The sequence below is a fragment of the Brucella haematophila genome (assembly GCF_005938105.1).
Taxonomy (GTDB): Bacteria; Pseudomonadota; Alphaproteobacteria; order Rhizobiales; family Rhizobiaceae; genus Brucella; species Brucella haematophila.
Window position 1 is genome coordinate 1 of record NZ_VCPE01000022.1, and the last position, 21,499, is coordinate 21,499.

Genomic DNA, 21,499 nt, shown 5'->3' on the forward strand with positions numbered 1-21,499 from the left:
CAGGCGGCATGAAGGCACTCGTCTTCCAGTTTGCAACGCTGACCGATGTCGGCTGGCAGATGTCGGGCGAGGTCATCCTGATGACGCTGCTTGGCGGCATCGGCACGCTGATCGGACCCATCGTCGGCGCCGCCTTCGTCGTCGCCCTCCAGAACTATCTCGCAACATCCGACTTCCCAGTCACAATCGTCACGGGCCTCATCTTCATGGCATGCGTCATACTCTTCCGTAAAGGTATCATCGGAGAGTTCTATGCCTCACGTCTAGGAAAGAAACTGTTCGGGTAACTACCCATCAATGAGCCGCTGTATCGGCTGATCGCGGCTCCGCATTTTACTGGATATACAATCATGACCGACACCTACGATTACATCGTGGTTGGCGCGGGCACGGCAGGTTGCGCCCTCGCGAACCGACTGTCCGAGAATCCCGACCGTTCCGTCCTGCTGCTGGAAGCGGGCGGCAAGGACAATTATGCGTGGATCCACATCCCGGTCGGCTATCTCTATTGTATCGGCAATCCGCGCACCGACTGGTGCTTCACCACGGAAGCAGAACCCGGCCTGAACGGCCGCGCGCTCGGCTATCCGCGCGGCAAGGTGCTTGGCGGCTGCTCGTCGATCAACGGCATGATCTATATGCGCGGTCAGGCCCGCGACTATGATCTCTGGCGGCAGGCCGGTTGCGAAGGTTGGGGCTGGGACGATGTGCTGCCGCTGTTCAAGAAATCGGAGGATTATTATGCGGGCGCCAGCGCCCTGCACGGCACCGGCGGCGAATGGCGTGTCGAAAACGCCCGCCTGCATTGGGATATTCTCGATGCTTTCCGCGATGCCGCCGTTGCCGCTGGCATCCCCGCCACCGACGATTTCAATCGCGGCGACAATGAAGGCGTGTCCTATTTCAAGGTCAACCAGAAGCGCGGCATTCGCTGGAATACCGCCAAGGCCTTTCTGCGCCCGGCGCTGGAGCGCAAAAACCTGCGCGTCGAAACCGGCGCGCATGTGCGCCGCATCGAGATTGCAGAGCTGCGCGCCAATGGTGTGACCTTCGACCAGAACGGCGCAACCCGGACCGTCAAGGCCCGGCGCGAGGTCATTCTCGCTGCCGGTGCGGTCGGCTCGCCACATGTGCTGGAACTGTCAGGCATCGGGCGCGGTGACGTGCTGCAACAGGCAGGCATTCCGGTCACGCTGGAACGCAACCAGGTTGGCGAGAACCTTCAGGATCATTTGCAGCTGCGCTGCGCCTATAAGGTCACGGGAATTCCGACCCTCAATGAAAAGGCCAACAAGCTTCTCGGCAAGGCGATGATCGGGCTGGAATATCTGCTGCGCCAATCCGGCCCCATGTCGATGGCCCCAAGCCAGCTTGGCGTCTTCACCCGTTCGGACCCGTCCTATGAAACCGCCAATCTGCAATATCATGTGCAGCCGCTGAGCCTGGAAAAATTCGGCGAAAACGTTCACCCCTTCCCCGCTTTCACCGCCAGCGTATGCAATCTGCGCCCGGACAGTCGCGGCTCGATCCACGTCAAATCGCCAGATCACCGCGCGCAACCGGCCATCCGGCCGAACTATCTGACGGAAGAAAGCGACCGCCGCGTCGCCGCCGATGCAATCCGCCTCACCCGCCATATCGTTGCACAAGCGCCCTTGCAGCAATACCGCCCGGAGGAGTTCAAGCCCGGCCCGAGCTATGAAACACAGGAACAGCTGGAGAAAGCCGCAGGCGATATCGGCACAACCATTTTCCACCCGGTCGGCACCTGCCGCATGGGACAGGATGTGGAAGCGGTTGTCGATCCGCGCCTGCGGGTCAACGGCATTGCGGGTCTGCGCATTGCTGATGCGTCCATCATGCCGACCATCACGTCCGGCAACACCAATTCGCCGACGCTGATGATCGCCGAGAAGGCCGCACAGATGATTATCGCGGATAATCGATAGAACCAGATTCCTGAGAGCATGGTGAGCGGAAACAGCAATCCGCTCACATGTCTGTGAACGCAATTTCAGATTTGCAGCCGCTCGATTTTCAGAAAAAATTTTCCTTGTTTAATTCCATGCAAACGGGAATTATCGGCTTCAAGGAGGGCTGGGGAGAATGATCATCTAATGATCGCAATCCGGGACCGGCTTTCTCTGTTGCTTAGACAAGGAAAACAAAAATGTCGTCAGCCCTTTCCCGTTACGCTTTGAGCCGCCGCGCCGGTCTGAAAGCCCTTCTCTTCACCGCTGCTGCGCTGACCGTTGGCTTCGCCTCCGCTCCGAGCCATGCAGAAGACAAGACCATCAAGGTCGGCATCATGGGCGGCGAAGACGAAGACGTCTGGAAAGTTGTCGCCGAAGAAGGCAAGAAGCACGGCCTCAACATCGAGCGCGTAACCTTCAACGACTATAACCAGCCGAATGAAGCTCTGGAGCGCAAGGAAATCGACGCTAACGCCTTCCAGCACAAGCCTTATCTCGATGAACAGATCAAGCAGCACGGCTACAAGATCAGCGTTGCCGGTTACACGGCTGTCTGGCCGATTGGCATCTATTCGCGCAAGCACAAGAGCCTCGACGAAGTCAAGGAAGGCGGCGTCATCGGCGTGCCGAACGATCCGTCGAACGAAGGCCGCGCGCTTCGCGTTCTCGAAGAAAAGGGCCTGATCAAGCTGAAGCCGGATGCAGGCATTCTCGCAACGCCGATCGACATCGTCGAAAACCCGAAGAAGCTTGAGATCAAGGAACTCGACGCCGGTGTGGTTGGTCGTTCCATCGACGATCTCGATGCAGCCATCGTCAACAATGACTGGGCTGCCAAGGCAGGTCTGAAGAAGGAAGAAGCCATCGGTTGGGAATCGAAGGAAAACAATCCTTACAACAACTTCATCGCGGTGCGCACCGAAGATGAAAACGCCGAATGGGTGAAGAATCTGGTCGCTTCGTTCCAGAACGACGCCGTGAAGGCCGAGCTTGACCGCGCCTATAAGGGCACCGGAATTCCGGCCTGGAAATAAGCTTTTCATCCGCAAAACACCGCGCCGGAAACTGTTTCCGGCGCGGCTTTTATTGACGTATGAAAAAAAATTGCCCAAAAGCATCGGCGTTGAGCATTAGCTCCATGGCTTAGCCAGGCCTCATCTTTCCTTGAAGCCTTATCCGATTGCAGTTTGCCGCTGTGCGCAGCGGCGCTTCAAACTATAGAAGAAACGACCGTGACCCCCGTGACCCCCGCGATCATTGAACCGCCATCCACCGCAACAGCGCCCATCGTCGAGATGAAAGACGTGCGCCGAATGTTCGGTAACACGGCAGCCATCAATGGCGTGTCGCTCTCCGTATCGCGCGGCGAAATCCTCGGCATTATCGGTCGCAGCGGCGCGGGCAAGTCCACGCTGATCCGCTGCGTCAACGGGCTCGAAAAGCCAGACTCAGGCTCGATCCGCATCGAAGGCCGCGAAATCAGCGGCCTTGGCGAAACCGAATTGCGCCCTTTGCGCCGCCGCATCGGCATGGTGTTCCAGCATTTCAATCTGCTCTCGGCCAAGACCGTCACCGATAACATCGCCCTGCCGCTCAAGATCGCAGGCAAATCCAGGACCGAGCGTGCGCGCCGTGTCGCCGAGCTCCTCGAACTGGTGGGCCTGTCCGACAAGGCAAACCATTATCCAGCCCAGCTTTCCGGCGGCCAGAAGCAGCGTGTCGGCATCGCACGCGCGCTTGCCGCCGAGCCTGCGCTTCTGCTGTCCGACGAAGCGACCTCGGCGCTCGACCCGGAAACCACCCAGTCCATTCTGGCGCTGCTGAAAGACATCAACACCAAGCTTGGCCTGACCATCCTCCTCATCACCCATGAGATGGATGTCATCCGCCGCATCGCAGACCGCGTTATCGTGCTCGATCATGGTGCGATTGCCGAAGAAGGCCCGGTCTGGAAGGTCTTCGCCAATCCGCAATCGCCGGTCACCCAGAGCATGTTGCAGGTACTGACGCCGGAACTGCCCGCCTCGTGGCGCGCACGCCTGACGGACAAGGCGGGGGATAAGGCCATCCTCCGCGTCAAGCTTTCAGGTGAAGCCGCGCGCGGCGCTTTCTTCAACGATGTGGCAGCGGCCACCGGCCTCGTGCCGCAGTTGATCCATGGCGGCATGGACACGATCCAGGGCGAGCCGGTCGGCACGCTGTTCATCAGCCTGCCCGCTCAGGACAAAGCGAAATTCGAAGCCGGTATTGGCTATCTCAACACCCATGCAGACGCCACGGAGGTACTCGGCTATGTCTCAGGCGATGCTTGATCTTCTCTGGCGCTCCTTCTGGGAGACCATCATCATGACCGGCTTTTCGAGCCTGATTTCGCTCGTGGTCGGTCTGCCGCTCGCCCTCATCATGATCCTGACCGAACGAGGTGGCCTGGCGCAGAACCTGACGATCAACACCTTATTGGGCGCGATCATCAACGGCTTCCGTTCGGTGCCGTTCATCATTCTTCTGGTGGCGCTTATCCCCGTGACCCGCTTCATCGTCGGCACGTCGATCGGCACATGGGCCTCCATCGTCCCGCTGTCGATTGCGGCTATCCCCTATTATGCGCGCATCGCGGAAGTATCGCTGCGCGAGGTGGATCATGGTCTGGTCGAAGCGGCGCGCTCTATGGGCGCAAGCCGCTGGACAATCGTGCGTGAAGTGCTGGTTCCGGAAGCCCTGCCCGGCATCATTGCGGGTTTCACCGTGACGATCATCACGCTGGTGGGCGCATCGGCCATGGCTGGCGCTATCGGCGCAGGCGGTCTTGGCGACCTCGCCATCCGCTACGGCTATCAGCGTTTCGAAACGCAGATCATGATCGCCGTGGTGATCATTCTAATCATCATGGTCTGCGGCATTCAGTGGATCGGCGACCGTCTGGTCAGTCGCCTCGACAAGCGGAACCTACGCGCCTGATCAGGCGCGCTTACCGCTTCCTCTCACGGAAACCCGCTTCCAGCGTGTTTCCGTCGGGATCGAAGACCAGCGCCGCGTAATAGCCCATCTCTTCCGGCCCCTGATAGGCGGGGCCGCCGCTGTCGCTGCCACCGGCGCTCAATGCCACGCGGTGAAAGGCTTCCACCGCATCGCGGCTTCCAGCTGTGAACATGAGATGCAGATGCTCGCCCGGCTTCGCCTCGGCTGCATCCATGGCCGCCCCGTCGGCAGGACCTCCAGAGCCATGGATCCAGAGGAAAGGCACAGGTGCCCTCTCCCCGCCGCTGACGAAGAAGCCGCTGCCCGAACGCGCAATCACTTCCAGTCCAAGCTCAGGCATACAGCTTTCATAGAATGAAAGGCTGCGGCGAATATCTTTGGCTTTGAAGCCTATGTGATCGAAGAGCGACATACTCACTAATATATCGCGGGCAGGTATAAAGAAAAGCGGCGCGCTCGATTTTGGAGCACGCCGCCATAGAATTGGAAATGTTTTCGCAAATTATCCGCGTGTGCGTGAAAGACCGTCCTTCGCAGGCTGGTATCGCGGATCAAGCTGCACAGCCTTCGAATAAGAGCTGGCGGCTTTCGCCTTTTCACCGCGATGCTCGTAAACCAGCGCCTGATTGGCCCAGCTTTCCGCAACGCCCTGATCCAGCGTGATGGCCGTGTTGAAATCGTCGAAAGCGTTGTCGTAGTCGTTCAGCGCCACATAGGAAAGGCCGCGGCCGTTATAAGGCTCCGGCGCTGTGGAGTTGAGCGAAATCGCCTTGGAGAAATCTTCGATGGCCTGCTTGTGCTGGCCCTTGGCCTGATAGATCAGACCGCGATTGTGATAGGCGCGACCATCGGTCGTCTGCAAGGCAATCGCCTGATTGAAATCGCTCAGAGCCTGATCCAGACGGCCCGCCTGACGGTAGACATTGCCGCGACCGATATAAGCGGCGTCATACTGTCCATTGAGCTGGATGGCCTTGCTGTAATCCTGCGCAGCCTTGTTGGTATCGCCCATATAGCGATAGACCAGCGCGCGGTTGGAATAGGCCTGATAGAAATTCGGATTGAGCGAAATCGCCTGATCGAAATCGCGGATCGCTTCCTTGTAACGCCCGGCCTTGCCATAAGCAGAACCGCGAACATTATAGCCTTCCGGATCACGTGGATTGGACTGGATCACGCTGGTGAGCGAGCTGATATTCTCGCTCGAACCCTGCGCCCGATCAACAGTGCTCAGCGCCGTCGTGGTCGAGCTTTGGCAGCCAGCCACAGTCAGAGCCAACAGCGTGGCGGCAATCAAAAAACCGTGACGACCGATTCCAGCCCCACGGTTTGCACCGAATGTCTCAACTCCCGAAATCCTGGTTTCGGACGATTGCAGCACCTTCAAGCGTGTTGGCAACGACAGTGTTCCTTTTAGTTCCATCGAAACCGGGCAGTTACGGCCCGTTTCTTCTCCATCCCGTCCCGGCTCTTGTTCAACGCATGGGCGTTTCACCGCCGAAGAGTCTCGCGGGACTGCCTTGTTCGTTTCAGTCCGGGCCAGCCCGGCAAGGGCTCACTGGAACTGTCAGATAAAAACAGCGAAAAGGCGGCAGCAAACAATCTGTATCGCCTTCCAATATCCAGCCCGAAAGCTGAACATCCTAATCATTTGTTTTTACACATAACTGGCCCGCCAAAGTCTAGAAACTTTTTTGGGTGCCGCGCTAAACTTTAATAAAAAGATGAAACCGAGCTGTTTCGGCAACAAAAATTCTGAAATCAAGACATGCAAAAACCGGCGCAACCGAGGGAAGCACCGGAAAGCAAAAAGGCGCCACAACAGCGGCGCCTGTTTTGAGGTCGATCAGCGAGCGCCGCGGGCGCCGCCAACGAGGCCTTCACGCTGTGCGCGCTTGCGAGCGAGCTTACGAGCGCGACGAACGGCTTCTGCCTTTTCGCGAGCGCGCTTTTCAGATGGCTTTTCGTAGTGGCCGCGCATCTTCATTTCGCGGAAGATACCTTCGCGCTGCATCTTTTTCTTGAGAGCGCGGAGAGCCTGATCAACATTATTATCGCGGACGAGTACCTGCACGTGTATTCCCGTATCGGTTAGAATTTCGGTTAAGCCTGAGGCCGTTCGGGGGTCTTTTAACGATTTCAGCCGGTCTGACCGGCCGAGCAACGCCCTAAGGCTCCCAAGCTTCGCAACGGAAACGCTGCAAATTGGTGCTGGCTATTACCAGATCGAGCCCGGGCTGTCCACCTCAACATGCAAATTTGGCCATCTCCCCCTGTGAAATACCGCCTTTACACCAATTGACTATAGTTCCGGTCGGACAAATGCGTTAATGAGCCGCTCGTTTCCCGCATAATTCGGCCTCAATAGTCGTCCAATGGGGATGCCCCACCTCGCGACCGGCCCTCTACAGAATTAACCGGCACGTTTCCTGTTTTTTGATTCCATTTGTTTGTTTCATGTCCCTCCGCAAGCGACTCGTTATCCAGTTCACAGGCTATGAAGGCCTGCACCCCAAAGCCGTCCGCGTGCGCCACGCGCAAGTCCTGAAAGACTTTGACAAGCTCTGGAACGCCAAGACCAAGCTGCCGCCCATGACGGACGAGCCGAACGATAGCGGCACGACCTTGGCTGTCACTGAGGGCAATGGCTGGCGAACGGAAACCGCGTTCTGCCAGTTCGGCACGGCGGATATTTTTGACGATTATGCCGCGCGCTCGACGCCCAGGCGGATGCTGACCGGCTTTTTCGCCTTCATGAACATCCTCTTCACCGGCACGCTGTGGCGCTATCTCACGACGAGCTGGCGTTTCGTGCTGTTCTTCCTGTGGCCCTTCCTGCTGTCGCTCGCCATTTTGGGCGTTGCAGCCCTTATCGCCACAGCGCCAATGCTGGCAGGCTTTTCGGCGCTGCATCTTCTCTGGTCCGCGCCGCTCGCCGCCTTCCTTGCAACGCTTCTGGTGCGCAAGCCCGGCGACAAGTTCTTCATGTCCTATCTGCTTGACGACTGGTCGGCAGCCTATGACCGCATTCATGACCGCAACGCGAAGCTGAACCAGCGCCGGACGGCCTTTGCCGAGGCGCTGATGCGCAAGATCGAACAAAGCCATGCGGATGAAGTTATCATTGTCGCGCATAGTCTCGGCACTGTGCCAGCTGTCGAGGCGCTTGCCGCCGTTCAGCGCCAGCGCCCCGACCTTCTGAAACGGCAGCCGGTATCGCTGCTCGCTGTCGGCTCCTGCCTGATGATGATCGCGCTGCACCCACGAGCGAAAGCGCTCCGTGAGGATGTGCGTGTGGTGCTTGAGGACAGCCCGGTTCTGTGGTCGGAATTCCAGGTGCTGACGGATATCATCCATTTCTATGGTTCCGATCCTGCCAGCGCCCTGAAGATCAAGACGGAGAACCCGCCGCTCATCCATCGCGTCCGCTTCAAGAATGTGCACAGCGAAAACCGTTACAAGCGCTCCAAGGGCAACTTCTTCCTGATGCACCTTCTCTATGTGCGCGGGGCGGAGAAGAAAAACTTCTACGATTTCGGCATGTTCCTGCATGGCCCGTTTTTCTTCCGCGAGCTGATGACCAAGCATAAAGGAAAAGCCGCCCCTCTCGATGAAGAAGGGCGGCTTCCGGTTTCCTATCGCGAAGCGGCTTAATGCTGCCCAGCCTTAGTCCTTGGGCGGCTCCACCACGGCAATCGTCAGCCAGGTGGCCGTCAAGGCAGGCTTCAGCGAATTCTCGATTTCGAGCGTCACATCGTAATAGTTCACGACTCTTCCCGATGGGCGAATATCGGCATCGGCCAGCTTGAAGCGCGCACGCACCCGTGCACCGGTCTTCACCGGCGACTGGAAGCGCAGCTTGTCGAAGCCGTAATTGATGCCCATGGTCGCGCCTTCCAGCATGGGCAGCGCTTCATAGGCCAGCGTGGACAATAGCGACAGCGTCAGAAAGCCATGCGCAATGGTGCCGCCAAAAGGCGTTTCGTTAGCGGCGCGTTCCGGATCGACATGGATGAACTGATGATCGTCCGTCGCATCCGCGAACTGGTTGATCATTTCCTGCGTGACTTCGCGCCACTCGGAACATCCGATTTCCGTGCCGATTGCGTCGCGCAACTGATCGAGCGTGATTGCGTCTTTCATTCGCTGGCCATTCCTGCTGAACTGATTTGCCTTCTGTTTAACCCATAGCGCGCTTAGTGTCTGAATCAAAAAGCGACAGGCCGTGGCGAAAATGGTGATTTCGAGAACCGGAGCGCAGCGTACATTTGGGTACGTGAGCCTAGGTAAGCGCAGAAATTGCCATTTGCAGACCGGCATGGCGACTTTTGGATCAGACGCTTAGGCGGCAACCAGAATTTCCCGCGCAATATCATCCCAATGCGTGAAAACCTGATGCGCGCCCTTGGACGAAAGGCGCTCGGCGTGGCCGTCATAGGTATGCGCGCCGCCGGTATAGCCAAATGCGGTCATGCCCGCTGCAATTGCGCCTTCGACGCCGAAGGGCGAATCCTCGATCACCACGCAGCGCGACGGGTCAACGCCCATCTTGTCGGCTGCGAACAGAAACAGATCCGGCGCAGGCTTGCCGCGCTTGACCATGGTTGACGAATAAACGGCATCGCCGAAATAATGGTTGATGCCGGTCTTCTCCAGACTGAACGCAATGCGCTCCGGATGCGAGGAAGAGGCCACGCAACGCTTCTGCGGCAGTTCACGCAGGAAGCTCGCGATGCCAACGGTCGGCTCCAGCGCTTCGGCAAACAAGGTTCGGGTGGCAGGCCAGAATTCGCCATCGACGCCATCCGGCAGGCGATGGCCGGTCATATCCTCGATCATCTTCATGATATCGGCCTGTTTCATGCCGATGCCCTTGGCCACCGTGCCCTGCGGCAGTTCCATGCCGTGATTGGCATAGACGCGCTCGAAAGCGAGGCAGGACAGAACTTCGCTATCGACGAGAACGCCGTCACAATCGAAGATCACCAGATCAAAGGGGGATACACTGCTCATTTTGGCTCCAGTGGCCCTATAAAGGGATGCATATTTTGTCGCGCAGATTGGGGATGCGCGCTTGTCGGTGTTGATATAGAGACTGTTGGTCTATTACGCACGTAATTCAACACGAACGTGACAATATTACCGATTACCGGCCAGGCATTCCCAGCAAAAGTGTGAAGCGGTTTTGCGTTTGGGAATGCGTAGATACAAAATTGCGGCCATTAGCTTTGCGGAGAGTTTCATGACGACAAATGTGGCATTGGTTGGACTGGCACGCGATCTTGCAGCGCGGGCTGAAACCGGCAAGCCGATCCGCATCGGTCTGATTGGCGCTGGCGAGATGGGCACTGACATCGTCACGCAGGTGGCAAGGATGCAGGGCATTGAAGTCGGAGCACTTTCTGCCCGCAGGCTACCCAACACGTTCAAAGCTGTGCGCACGGCCTATGGCGACGAAGAAAACGCGCAGGAAGCCAATAGCGAAGCGGCAATGACCCGCGCTATCGAGAATGGCAAGATCGCCGTCACCGGCGACAATGACCTGATCCTCTCCAACCCGCTGATCGACGTTGTCATCGACGCCACCGGCATTCCGGAAGTGGGTGCGGAAACCGGCATCAAGGCGATCCGCAACGGCAAGCATCTCGTCATGATGAATGTCGAAGCCGATGTCACCATCGGGCCCTATCTCAAGGCCGAGGCCGACAAGCAGGGCGTGATCTATTCGCTGGGCGCTGGCGATGAGCCTTCATCCTGCATGGAGCTGATCGAATTCGTGTCCGCCATGGGCCACAAGGTGGTAGCCGCCGGCAAGGGCAAGAACAATCCGCTCAATTTCGATGCGATCCCCGACGATTATCAGGAGGAGGCGGACCGCCGGAACATGAATGTCCGCCTGCTGGTGGAATTCATCGACGGCTCCAAGACGATGGTTGAAATGGCGGCCATCGCCAACGCCACCGGGCTTGTGCCGGACATTGCCGGCATGCACGGCCCCAGAGCCGCAATCGACGAGCTGAACCGCACCCTGATCCCGAAGGAAGACGGCGGTGTTCTCAACAAGTCGGGCGTGGTCGATTATTCCATCGGGCGCGGCGTATCGCCGGGCGTCTTCGTCATTGCCAAGATGGAGCATCCCCGCCTGGTCGAGCGTCTGGAAGATTTGAAGATGGGCAAAGGCCCCTATTTCACCTTTCACCGCCCTTTCCACCTCACCTCGCTGGAAGTGCCTCTGACCGTGGCGCGCGTGGTGCTGCACGGCAAAACCGATATGGTGCCATTGCCGAAGCCGGTGGCGGAAGTCTGCGCGGTTGCCAAGAAGGATCTGCAGCCGGGCGACCGTCTCGATGCCATTGGCCAATATTGCTATCGCTCGTGGATCATGACGACGCCTGAAGCCCGCGCGGCCAAGGCTATTCCCTGCGGCCTGCTCCAGAACGGCTCGGTCATCGCGCCGATCAAGAAGGGCGAACTCATCACCTATGCCAATGCTGCACCGCAGCCTGGCTCGAAGATCGCCGAACTGCGCGCTTTGCAGGATGCGATGTTAGGGGAGTAAGGGAGTAAGGGAGTAAGGGAGTAAGGGAGTAAGGGAGTAAGGGAGTAAGGGAGTAAGGGAGTAAGGGAGTAAGAAAATGCGGTCCGTATATTTGCAAGTCAAACATACTGCCCTATTCCCCTACTCCCCTATTCCCTTCCTAGTGGTCCAACGCCTTCACAATGCTCTCGACCATCTTCTTCGCATCAGCGAAGAGCATCATGGTGTTATCGCGGAAGAACAGTTCGTTTTCCACGCCCGCATAGCCGGAGCCCATGCCGCGCTTGATGAACAGAACCGTGCCTGCCTTGTCGACATCAAGGATCGGCATGCCGAAGATCGGTGACTTCGGATCGGTCTTCGCAGCCGGATTGGTGACGTCATTTGCGCCGATCACGAAAGCCACATCGGCCTGCGCGAATTCCGAATTGATGTCTTCCAGCTCGAACACTTCATCGTAAGGCACGTTGGCCTCAGCCAGCAGCACGTTCATATGGCCTGGCATACGACCCGCCACCGGATGGATGGCGTATTTGACTTCCACGCCTTCCGCCTTGAGCTTGTCGGCCATTTCACGCAGCGCGTGCTGGGCCTGCGCCACCGCCATGCCGTAGCCCGGTACGATGATGACCTTGGAAGCGTTCTTCATGATGAAGGCCGCATCGTCGGCAGAACCCTGCTTGACCGGACGCTGTTCAACCTCGCCAGCCGGACCGCCAGACGTATCGCCGCCAAAGCCGCCAAGAATGACCGAGATGAACGAGCGGTTCATGCCCTTACACATGATGTAGGACAGGATCGCGCCCGACGAACCAACCAGCGCGCCGGTGATAATCAGCGCCAGATTGCCAAGCGTGAAGCCGATGCCTGCCGCTGCCCAGCCCGAATAGGAATTGAGCATGGAGACCACGACCGGCATGTCTGCACCGCCGATTGGCACGATGATCAGCACACCAAATACCAGCGACAGAAGCACGATCAGCCAGAACACGAAATGGCTTTCGGTGTTCACCAGCACAACGACCAGCACCACGATGGCTGCGGCCAGCGCGGCATTGATGACATGACGTCCCGGCAGCATGATCGGCTTGCCCGACATGCGACCATCAAGCTTGAGGAAGGCGATGATCGAGCCGGTGAAAGTGATCGCGCCGATGGCGACGCCCAGCGACATTTCGATCAGCGCCTGACCATGAATCTGGCCTACTTCGCCGATACCGAAGGAATGCGGCGAGTAAATTGCGGCGGCGGCCACCAGAACGGCAGCAAGGCCGATCAGCGAGTGGAACGCGGCCACGAGCTGCGGCATTGCCGTCATGGCGATGCGGCGCGCAATGACTGCACCGATGCCGCCACCAATGGCGATGCCGATGACGATCAGCGCCAGACCGCCGAAGCTTGGACGCGCCAACAGAAGCGTGGTGACGATGGAAATCGCCATACCAATCATGCCGTACATATTGCCCTGACGGCTGGTCGTCGGATGCGACAGGCCGCGCAGCGCCAGAATGAACAGCACGCCGGAGACGAGGTAAAGGAAGGCTGCGAGATTAACGCTCATAATGGTTCAGCCTCACTTTTCTTTTTTCTTGTACATGGCGAGCATGCGCTGGGTGACCAGGAAGCCGCCAAAAATGTTGACGCTCGCCAGAATGAGCGCAATGAAACCGAAGCCGGTTGCCCAGCCCGAAAGCGAAAGGCCGACGGCCAGAAGCGCACCAACAACTATCACCGATGAAATGGCGTTGGTAACAGCCATCAGCGGGGTGTGCAGCGCGGGCGTAACCGACCACACGACGTAATAGCCGACGAAAATCGCCAGAATGAAAATCGCAAAGCGGAACACGAACGGATCGATCGCGCCGCCCGATGCGGCATGCGCGGCAGCAGCCGCAGCATCACCCAGACCACCGGCGTTTTCCGCAGCCTGACGGACAGCATCTGCGGCCTGGTTCAAGCTCTCAAGAGCTTTATCGAGACTAGTTTCGGCCATTATGCCTCTCCTCCATCAACAGGAGACTTGGGGGAAGACGAAGACTTTGCGGCAGCCTTCGGTGCTTTTGCAGGCGCTTTTTTCGCTGCTTTCGGCGCCGGTTTGGCATCGCCGACTACTTCTGCCTTCGCCACTTTCGGCTTCGGTGCCGCTTTCGGCTTGGCAGCGGGTTTGGCTGGCTTTTCGGCTGCAGGCGCGGCTGCGGCAGGCACAGCATCAGCCTTGGCGAAAGCCGGATGCAGGATCGCGCCCTGATGGGTCAGAAGCGTTGCCTTGACCAGCTCGTCCTGCGGATCGATCTTGAGCAGCTTGGTTTCCTTGTCGACGAGCGTTTCAAGGAAAGCGATCAGGTTGCGCGCATAAAGCTGCGACGCGCTCGCGGCGATGCGGCCCGACATATTGAGATGGCCGACAATCCTGACGCCATTCACTTCGGCAACTTGACCGGGGATAGCGCCTTCGACATTGCCGCCGCGCTCGACGGCGAGATCGACCAGAACGGAACCCGGACGCATGGAAGCGACCATTTCCTTGGACACCAGACGCGGGGCCGGACGGCCCGGAATGAGCGCCGTGGTAATGACGATGTCCTGCTTGGCGATATGGTCGGCAACGAGTGCGGCCTGCTTCGCCTGATATTCCTTCGACATTTCCTTGGCATAACCGCCAGAGGTTTCGGCAGCCTTGAACTCATCATCCTCGACGGCGATGAATTTCGCGCCAAGCGAGGCAACCTGTTCCTTGGCAGCAGGGCGAACGTCGGTTGCCGTCACGACAGCACCGAGACGGCGTGCCGTTGCGATGGCCTGAAGACCGGCAACGCCTGCGCCCATCACGAAGACCTTGGCGGCGGGAACCGTACCGGCTGCCGTCATCATCATCGGCATGGCGCGGTCATAAACTTCCGCCGCGTCGATCACAGCCTGATAACCGGCAAGGTTTGCCTGTGACGACAGCACGTCCATCACCTGCGCACGGGTGATGCGCGGCATGAACTCCATGGTGAAAGCAGAAATTCCGGCCCTGGCAAGTGCCGCCACCGCATCTTCATGACCATAGGGATCAAGCATGGCAAACAGTGCTGCGCCCGATTTATACCCTTTGAGTTCCGTATCCGTGGGACGGCGCACTTTCAAAATGACGTCTGCCGTTTTGGCATCTGCCGTCGTGCCTATACGGGCACCGGCTGCCGCAAATTCGGCATCGGGAATGCGCGATTTCTCACCAGCGCTTTTTTCGACGACGACATCGAAGCCGAGCGCGATGAATTTCTTCACCGTCTCCGCCGATGCCGCAACGCGTGTCTCGTTGGGGTCACTCTCTAGCGGGATAAATAACGTCTGGGCCAAGCTGGTTTCCCTTTCATGGTCTTAATCCGGGCTTGATCCGGCCTTGCGGTCGGGCAGAATTGCGAGCCTCTCAAATGAGACTCTTTTCGAAAGAATTGAGATTGACACTACAGTTGCAAATTCGTCAGGCCGTGGCGAAACGAGTGATTTTCGAGCACCGGAGCGGAGCGTACTTTTGGGTACGTGAGCACCGGTGCGCAGGAAATCGCGCGTTGCAGCCCGGCATGGCGAAGAATGCGACTGTAGTGCTAAGACATGCATAAAACCTCGGCATAGTAACCCATGCCAAGGCATTCGATCAAATCATGCGGGGTTAATCCCGGTTCGCTCTTAAATCTTGCAGCATTTTCGCAAGGCCGGATGTTGCCATCTGGCCGCATCAATGCGCTAGAGGATGAACCAGGCGGCGACGCAGACTAGGACAAAAAGAATGGTCGCGGAAAAGAAACCACCAGCGAAAAAGCCGAACGCCATGGCAATCATAAGGGCGACAACCGCCACCGTGCCCCATTTAAACAGGCCCGTGAAACCGGCATAAGTTTTCTCATGCTCAGCATAGTCCATCGGTGCGCCAAGTTCAGCCGGAGCCGTCGTATGATGTTCTGCCATTTTCGTTCCACCCATTCAGATTTTCCACCCAACATCGATGATGTTAAGCGAAAACACCTGCAATCTTCAATCTGCACACAACAAAAGCCCGGCACGAACGCCAAGTCTTTTCGTCGCAGCAACCCTCTCTCTCCGCGTAAAGCGGTTCCGCAGTCTTCGTAAATCGGATTCGCGCAATGCGCTACATCTAATTATTTAGAACACTGCCTATAGAACGCATAGTAATCGCTTATACGCCCAGTCCCGTATATTTCGCAGTCGGCAATATCGTCAGCGGCACAACAGTGCTGCGTCTATCGGCAAACATCGCCTGCCGCTCGCGCGGCAATGATTTGAAGAATGGAAAGCGCACCGCAACCGCATCGCGGATATTGCGGATCGGCGCGGCACCCAACCCGACCTTGATGCCATAGCCTGCATGCTCACGCGCATCGGCCATCATCGACGTGCCGAAAATGCGCTTGTAAAATGCCATATGCTCCGGCTTGACCGAGGCAAGGCATTGATCTGCAACGAAAAATTCCGACGCCATCGCAGCAATACGCAATGTGATATAGGGGATGGCCGGGTACTCGCTCAGCAACTCCGGATCGGCGGCAAAGCGGGTCGGATCGACGAAATGCATGCCGCTATTGAGCAGCGGATCGAGAATATCGGGAAAAAGCGCATAGCTCGTTCCCTTGCGATGATCGGGCGTGATGTGATGAATACGCAATGTGCTCACGAGCTGCCCGTCGACATGCACCCCATAGACGAAAGCGTGGCTGTCCCGGTCAATATCGTCGACAATGGACGGCACTTCGGCCTCATCCATCACATTGCGGGTACGATAGGAGCGGTAGCGAAGCCGACCGATCTCTTCCAGATCTTCCGCATGGACGATCCGCCGATATTCAACACGATCCAGAAAATGCAGCAGCTGTCGCGCAAAATTGGATAGCGGCGGTTTCTCCCCCGAGACAGCTGAATCAGTCATATAAGCGATTTCCGCACCATCAAATCATGCAAATCATACATTTCAATTCAGCGGCAGAATAAGCAGGTTTACCTTCATGTAAAGGTATAAGTTCAACTGCATATACGCCCCCGCGCCATTTTCCCGGCACAGTATTGCCACAGATTCGCCACATGGAAACAGCGTTTTTTCGATGCTCAGCGTGAGAAATGCGCTAGAAACCGCATTTCAGGGCCTTTTGCCATCTTTGCCGCAATGAGGTGCTCGCTCCGGAGCGAAATTCCTGATGAGCGGTACGAAATTCAGCCTGCCCCGTCCGCATCCGTCGCGCGCAATTGTCACGGGGTGCGGTCTGGCCAAAAAAGATCAGGCCGATGGTCAGGCGACGGTACGGCCGCCTTCGCGCCATGTGACGGATTTTGTCGTCATCGAGCCGATTGTATCCGCAGGCAGCGGCATGCCGAGAAGATAGCCCTGCACCAGATCGGCACCGGCGGCAACGCGGATCAGCGCAAGCTGTTCTTCCGTTTCCACGCCTTCGACGGTCACGCCAAGACCCAGCTCATGCGAGAGCTGCGTCACACCGCGCAACAGCATCAGCGACCGGCGGTCGGTGGTGATGTCGCGGACAAAGGAGCGGTCCACCTTCACCTTGGTCAACGGCAGCGTGTTGAGATAGCTGAGGCTGGAATAGCCCGTGCCGAAATCGTCGAGCGCAATATTGATGCCGGCGTTCTTCAGCCGCTGCAAAACCATCGACGTCTTGTTGCGGTCGGCGATGATTGCGCTTTCCGTCACTTCGACTTCCAGACGATGGGCGGGAAGACCGGATTTCTGCAAGGCAGAAGCGATATCGCGGGCAATCTCGTTGCTCTTCAGATCGATAGCCGACAGATTAACGGAAACGCCGATACGATCACCCCAGGTCAGACAGTCCTTGCAGGCCTGATCCAGCATGAATCGGGTGATATCGGTGATGATGCCCATTTCCTCGGCCAGAGGAATGAACTCGGCAGGCGGCACCGAACCCAGCTCCGGATGCACCCAGCGCGCCAGCGCTTCACAAGCCACAATGCGCAGAGACTGCGCACTGACGATTGGCTGGTAGACAACCTTGATTTCATTGTTGCCGATGGCCTGTCGGAGATCAGCCTTGAGCTTCTGGCGGCTGCGATATTTGGTATCCATCGCGCCGACGAAAACCGCCCATTGCCGGTCTTCATGGCCCTTCGCTTCATATAGCGCCAGATCCGCATTGATATGCATATTGCCGACATCGCAATTGGCAATGTTCTCAATCGCAATACCGGCGCTGATGTCGATATGAACATGATCGCCGTCGAGATCATAAACGCCGGACACGACCGACGTGATATGATCCATGATGCCGGTAATTTCCGCCTGGGTCTGAAGATTGAAAACAAACACGACGAATTCGTCACCACCAAATCGCGAAACCACAAAGCGTTGCTGGTCGAGCGAATAAAGCCGCTGCGCAAACAGCCGCAGCAACACGTCGCCCGTATGGTGGCCGAGCGTATCGTTGACATGCTTGAAGTGATTGATGTCGATGACGACTAGCGCCGCAAAACTGTCCGCAGACTGATGGGCGCGCAATGTGCGCACCATGGTCTCGAAATAATTACGGTTCGGAAGGCCGGTTAGTCCGTCGAACCGCGCCATGTGCTGAATGCGGGCTTCTGCCTCGACACGCTGCGTCACATCCTCGAACATGAGAACCGCACCATCGCCGACAGTCTGGTTGCCGATACATTCTATATAGCGTTCACCGGAAAGCTGGAAAATGTCGCGCGTCTTGCGTCCGGCGACAAGGTCGGTCATGCGGGCGCGTACATTCGCCATATCATTATGCGGAAACAACCCTTCCCGCGCGCAATAGCGCAGCAGGACTTCCAGCCGGCGCCCGTGCAACTTGGTGTGCTCGGCGATCCGCAGCATCGCCTTGGCCTTGTTATTGATCACCGCAATGCGCTGCTGGCCATCGAGCATGAGCAGACCCTGCGGCATATTGTTGAGCGCGGCATCAAAGCGTCCAGCGACAATCGACAGGCGGCGCTTGCCCATCACGGCCGCGAAGAGAAACTCACGCAGGCCGTTGGCCATTTCGATATTGGACAGGAAATACGGGATCAGCAGCAGGCCGATGATGATGTGAAAGGGAGTCCCCGCAAGCACGAGCCCGGCGAGCACCGGAATCAGCGTGCAGATCGACATCAAAACGACGGCCTTCGCCGAGGCATAATTGCGCCCGACGATGGAAACGACCGAAGCCAGCAGAATGGTCAGACTGGCCAGCTCGGCAAAAGGATCACGCAGCACGAAGATCGAGAAGAAGCACAACATGCCAAGCGTCGCGCAGACCAGCGAAGCGCCAATGAGATAGCGCAACTCCCAGCGGTCGAGATCGGCGGATGTAAGGTGACCTAGCCTGGCACGGTCGAACTGTCGCATGTCGTAGAGACGACCGAGAGCGACGACGGCAAAAAGCCCGGCAAAGCCGATGAAATGCCAGTCAACAGTTTTCACATAGATGACAACACAGGCCACCACATGGGCCAACAAGCCAAACCACAGCGTGGTGCGATTACCGTAAAGTGATCGCATGAAAGAAAGCCGCACGTCTGCAGGTATGTCAGGTTTACGGCTCCGCCACATGTCCTTGCTTGTGTCCCTATCGTGAGGGCGATTATTGCACTAATGACTTAAAAATATCTTTCGCGAAATGAAACCACAAGCTGTTACCCCCGCCACCATAAGATGTATCCCAATTATTCACAGGGGAACAACTTAACAGCAACCTGCGAAATAACAATACAACCATAGGCTTTCAAAGCGGAGGCCTTCAAACAATTTGGCCGTGAAAGCAGAGTGGCAAAACACCCTGTATTACGCCTCGCGGCGCGATTGCAATTCACAAGCATTCTACAACAAAACTAGAGAATATCACCGAATAGCAATCGCCGACGGGGAAAACCCGGAGGAAAGCACGCCAACGCGGAATAAATCCCTATCCCGTTGGGGCGCACTCAGAGGCTGTGTCCGCCGTCCACATTGACGATGGTGCCGGTCATGTAGCGGCTGGCATCGGAGGCCAGCATGAGCACCACACCATCCAGATCCTGCGGTTCGCCGAGACGGCGCAGCGGATTACGCCCTTTGAAGTAGCCCGCAGCCGGTCCATTGAGCTGTTCTTCATTGATTCGGGTCGGAAACCACCCCGGCGAGATCGCATTGACGCGAATATCATGTGCGGCCCATTCGAGTGCAAGCGCACGCGTCATCTGCGTGATGCAGGCTTTCGACATGGAATAGGCGGCAGCGCCTTTCTGCGGCCTGTCGCCCAAAATACTGGTCGTATTGATGATGGAGCCGCCCGCGCCTTGCGCGATCATGCGACGTGCAGCTTCCTGCGCCACGAAGAAAGCGCCCGCCACATTGACCTCGAAAATATGTTCGAGCATGTCGCGTGTCGTATCGAGCGCACGCGCCATATGGGCGACGCCGGCATTGTTGAACAGGGTCGAGATCGGCCCGAAACGCTGCTCTGCTTCATCGAAGGCGCGCATGATTTCATCCGGATGGGTTACATCCGCCATGATTTCAAGAACTTCCCCACCCGACGGACACAGGCTTTCGCCCGCATGCGTGCGCGAAATAGAGATCACCCGCGCCCCGTGCCCGGCCAGCACATGCACCATGCGCAAGCCCAGACCCGAGGAGCCTCCCGTCACGGCAATAACCTTGCCCCGGACGGAGAAAAGCTGATCGTCAGTCATACATCCCCTCAACTGCCAATCCATCTTTGCCCCTAGTAGAACACATCCCGAAACCTGTGAAACAGTTTTCAGATAGATGCACCTCATTGCAAAATTCTAGAGCACATTCATAGCGGCATTTGAACTGCGCGCAGGCTCGAATTTCGCCTCAAATCAGGACAATACACAAAAGGCGCGCGAGCGTGATGAAAAGACGACACTAATTGCCAATTGCGAGAGGTTATGCCGACGCACATCCTGTCCGAAAACTGTTTCACTCTTTTCTGGATGTGTTCTATTGCACAAGGCTGAGAGCCTGTTCCAAAAGTCGCCCTGTGCGGCTGCAAATGGCAATTTTCTGCATTCCGGTGCTCACGTACCAATAGTACGCTCCGCTCCGGTACTCGAAAATCACCATTTTCGCACACACATGCCGCTTTTTGATTCAGGCCTAAATACTGCTCCAGATAAGAGCCAAATCAACGGATCCGAATGCTATGTCGAAGTCCCGCCCCCTGATTGCCGTACCGACTGACGTCAAACCTTTCGAGAATTACACCTGGCATGCAGCACCGGATCAATATCTGGCTGCGGCAATCGATGTTGCGCAAGTGACGCCGCTTCTGGTGCCGAGCTTCGGTGACAAGATCGACCTCGACGCCATTCTCGACGCCGTGGACGGCGTGTTGATCACCGGCTCGAAATCGAACGTCAACCCGTCGCTTTATGGTGTGGAACCGAGTGCTGCCTTCGAACCCTATGACAAAGCCCGCGACGCGACCTCGCTACCGCTGATCCGTGCCGCCATTGAAAAAGGCGTGCCGGTGCTGGCAATCTGCCGTGGCATTCAGGAACTGAATGTAGCGCTGGGCGGTACGCTCGCCACTGAAATTCAGGAATTGCAGGGGCGCATGGACCACCGCGCACCGCAATCGGAAAGCCAGGCTGAGCGTTTCGCGATCCAGCACCCGATCCGCATCAAGCCGGATTCATGCCTTGGCGCAATTTTGAAAGAAGACAGCGTAAAGGTAAACTCGGTGCACCGTCAGGCCATCGACCGGCTTGCGCCGCGCCTTGAAGTGGAAGCTGTGGCTGAAGACGGCACCGTGGAAGCCGTTTCCGTCAAGGACGCCAAGGGCTTTGTCGTCGGCGTCCAGTGGCACCCGGAATATTGGGTCCAGTCCGATGCTCCCTCGCGGAAGATATTCGAGGCGTTTGGCGATGCGGTGCGCGAACACAAGGGACGGGAATAGGGGAATAGGGGAATAGGGGAATAGGGGAATAGGGGAATAGGGGAATAGGGTGATTGACGCGGAAGCGTCTATCA

At 57.4% G+C, this 21,499-nt stretch carries 19 protein-coding genes and 1 pseudogene; 8 read left to right on the forward strand and 12 right to left on the reverse strand.

The annotated features are described in order from the left end of the window. The 5 genes and pseudogenes from FGI60_RS23255 to FGI60_RS23275 all read left to right on the forward strand — a co-directional run. Positions 1-287 (forward strand): annotated as a pseudogene (locus FGI60_RS23255) (branched-chain amino acid ABC transporter permease); the annotation flags it as partial. Positions 288-350: 63 nt separating this feature from the next. Beyond that, positions 351-1,949: a GMC family oxidoreductase gene (locus tag FGI60_RS23260; protein ID WP_138787180.1), complete on the forward strand. Its 1,599-nt coding sequence runs from the start codon at positions 351-353 to the stop codon at positions 1,947-1,949. A 221-nt stretch (positions 1,950-2,170) separates the two neighbouring features. After that, positions 2,171-3,007 carry a MetQ/NlpA family ABC transporter substrate-binding protein gene (locus tag FGI60_RS23265; RefSeq protein ID WP_078341236.1) on the forward strand — a complete coding sequence of 279 codons (837 nt, stop codon included), beginning with the start codon at positions 2,171-2,173 and terminating at the stop codon, positions 3,005-3,007. A gap of 261 nt (positions 3,008-3,268) precedes the next feature. Further along, positions 3,269-4,285, forward strand: coding sequence for a methionine ABC transporter ATP-binding protein (locus tag FGI60_RS23270; protein WP_138787181.1), 1,017 nt, complete (start codon positions 3,269-3,271; stop codon positions 4,283-4,285). Then, positions 4,266-4,931: a methionine ABC transporter permease gene (locus FGI60_RS23275; RefSeq protein ID WP_138787182.1), complete on the forward strand. Its 666-nt coding sequence runs from the start codon at positions 4,266-4,268 to the stop codon at positions 4,929-4,931. The genes FGI60_RS23270 and FGI60_RS23275 overlap by 20 nt, the downstream gene beginning before the upstream one ends. A 10-nt stretch (positions 4,932-4,941) precedes the next feature. Here the strand turns inward: FGI60_RS23275 and FGI60_RS23280 are convergent, their stop codons facing one another. The 3 genes from FGI60_RS23280 to rpsU form a co-directional block, all read right to left on the reverse strand. Then, positions 4,942-5,364: a VOC family protein gene (locus tag FGI60_RS23280; RefSeq protein WP_078341234.1), complete on the reverse strand. Its 423-nt coding sequence runs from the start codon at positions 5,362-5,364 to the stop codon at positions 4,942-4,944. A gap of 90 nt (positions 5,365-5,454) precedes the next feature. Next, positions 5,455-6,375 (reverse strand): tetratricopeptide repeat protein, encoded by a 921-nt coding sequence (locus FGI60_RS23285; RefSeq protein WP_138787183.1) that lies wholly within the window; start codon positions 6,373-6,375, stop codon positions 5,455-5,457. A gap of 423 nt (positions 6,376-6,798) precedes the next feature. Beyond that, complete coding sequence (gene rpsU / locus FGI60_RS23290) at positions 6,799-7,026, reverse strand: 30S ribosomal protein S21 (RefSeq protein ID WP_078341232.1); 228 nt, start codon at positions 7,024-7,026, stop codon at positions 6,799-6,801. 383 nt (positions 7,027-7,409) lie between these two features. Here rpsU and FGI60_RS23295 point away from each other — a divergent pair, with 383 nt between their 5' ends. Continuing rightward, positions 7,410-8,606: an alpha/beta hydrolase gene (locus FGI60_RS23295; RefSeq protein WP_138787184.1), complete on the forward strand. Its 1,197-nt coding sequence runs from the start codon at positions 7,410-7,412 to the stop codon at positions 8,604-8,606. A 12-nt stretch (positions 8,607-8,618) separates the two neighbouring features. Here the strand turns inward: FGI60_RS23295 and FGI60_RS23300 are convergent, their stop codons facing one another. Both FGI60_RS23300 and FGI60_RS23305 read right to left on the reverse strand, forming a co-directional pair. Next, positions 8,619-9,095 (reverse strand): MaoC family dehydratase, encoded by a 477-nt coding sequence (locus tag FGI60_RS23300; RefSeq protein ID WP_078341230.1) that lies wholly within the window; start codon positions 9,093-9,095, stop codon positions 8,619-8,621. A gap of 198 nt (positions 9,096-9,293) precedes the next feature. Further along, positions 9,294-9,965, reverse strand: coding sequence for an HAD family hydrolase (locus FGI60_RS23305; protein ID WP_138787185.1), 672 nt, complete (start codon positions 9,963-9,965; stop codon positions 9,294-9,296). A 229-nt stretch (positions 9,966-10,194) separates the two neighbouring features. On the opposite strand from FGI60_RS23305, the gene FGI60_RS23310 reads away from it, so the two are divergent. Next, positions 10,195-11,511, forward strand: coding sequence for a 1-deoxy-D-ribulose 5-phosphate reductoisomerase (locus FGI60_RS23310; RefSeq protein WP_138787186.1), 1,317 nt, complete (start codon positions 10,195-10,197; stop codon positions 11,509-11,511). 139 nt (positions 11,512-11,650) lie between these two features. Here the strand turns inward: FGI60_RS23310 and FGI60_RS23320 are convergent, their stop codons facing one another. From FGI60_RS23320 to FGI60_RS23350, 7 genes are all read right to left on the reverse strand, one after another. Further along, entirely contained in the window at positions 11,651-13,051 is a 1,401-nt protein-coding gene (locus FGI60_RS23320; protein ID WP_138787188.1) for an NAD(P)(+) transhydrogenase (Re/Si-specific) subunit beta, read from the reverse strand. 12 nt (positions 13,052-13,063) lie between these two features. Continuing rightward, positions 13,064-13,483, reverse strand: coding sequence for an NAD(P) transhydrogenase subunit alpha (locus FGI60_RS23325; protein WP_078341226.1), 420 nt, complete (start codon positions 13,481-13,483; stop codon positions 13,064-13,066). Beyond that, entirely contained in the window at positions 13,483-14,832 is a 1,350-nt protein-coding gene (locus tag FGI60_RS23330) for a Re/Si-specific NAD(P)(+) transhydrogenase subunit alpha (RefSeq protein WP_138787189.1), read from the reverse strand. Before FGI60_RS23330 ends, FGI60_RS23325 begins: the two co-directional genes overlap by 1 nt. A gap of 387 nt (positions 14,833-15,219) precedes the next feature. Further along, the gene (locus tag FGI60_RS23335) at positions 15,220-15,441 is read right to left on the reverse strand and encodes an aa3-type cytochrome c oxidase subunit IV (RefSeq protein WP_078341239.1); all 222 of its coding nucleotides are present in this window, start codon (positions 15,439-15,441) and stop codon (positions 15,220-15,222) included. 229 nt (positions 15,442-15,670) lie between these two features. After that, positions 15,671-16,417, reverse strand: coding sequence for an N-acyl amino acid synthase FeeM domain-containing protein (locus FGI60_RS23340; protein WP_138787190.1), 747 nt, complete (start codon positions 16,415-16,417; stop codon positions 15,671-15,673). A 357-nt stretch (positions 16,418-16,774) separates the two neighbouring features. Continuing rightward, positions 16,775-19,072 carry a putative bifunctional diguanylate cyclase/phosphodiesterase gene (locus FGI60_RS23345; protein ID WP_138787191.1) on the reverse strand — a complete coding sequence of 766 codons (2,298 nt, stop codon included), beginning with the start codon at positions 19,070-19,072 and terminating at the stop codon, positions 16,775-16,777. Between the two features lie 371 nt (positions 19,073-19,443). Then, a complete protein-coding gene (locus tag FGI60_RS23350) occupies positions 19,444-20,193 on the reverse strand; it encodes an SDR family NAD(P)-dependent oxidoreductase (protein WP_078341222.1) in 750 nt (249 codons plus the stop codon). A 476-nt stretch (positions 20,194-20,669) separates the two neighbouring features. Here FGI60_RS23350 and FGI60_RS23355 point away from each other — a divergent pair, with 476 nt between their 5' ends. Then, complete coding sequence (locus tag FGI60_RS23355; protein WP_138787192.1) at positions 20,670-21,425, forward strand: gamma-glutamyl-gamma-aminobutyrate hydrolase family protein; 756 nt, start codon at positions 20,670-20,672, stop codon at positions 21,423-21,425. Positions 21,426-21,499: the final 74 nt, after the last annotated feature.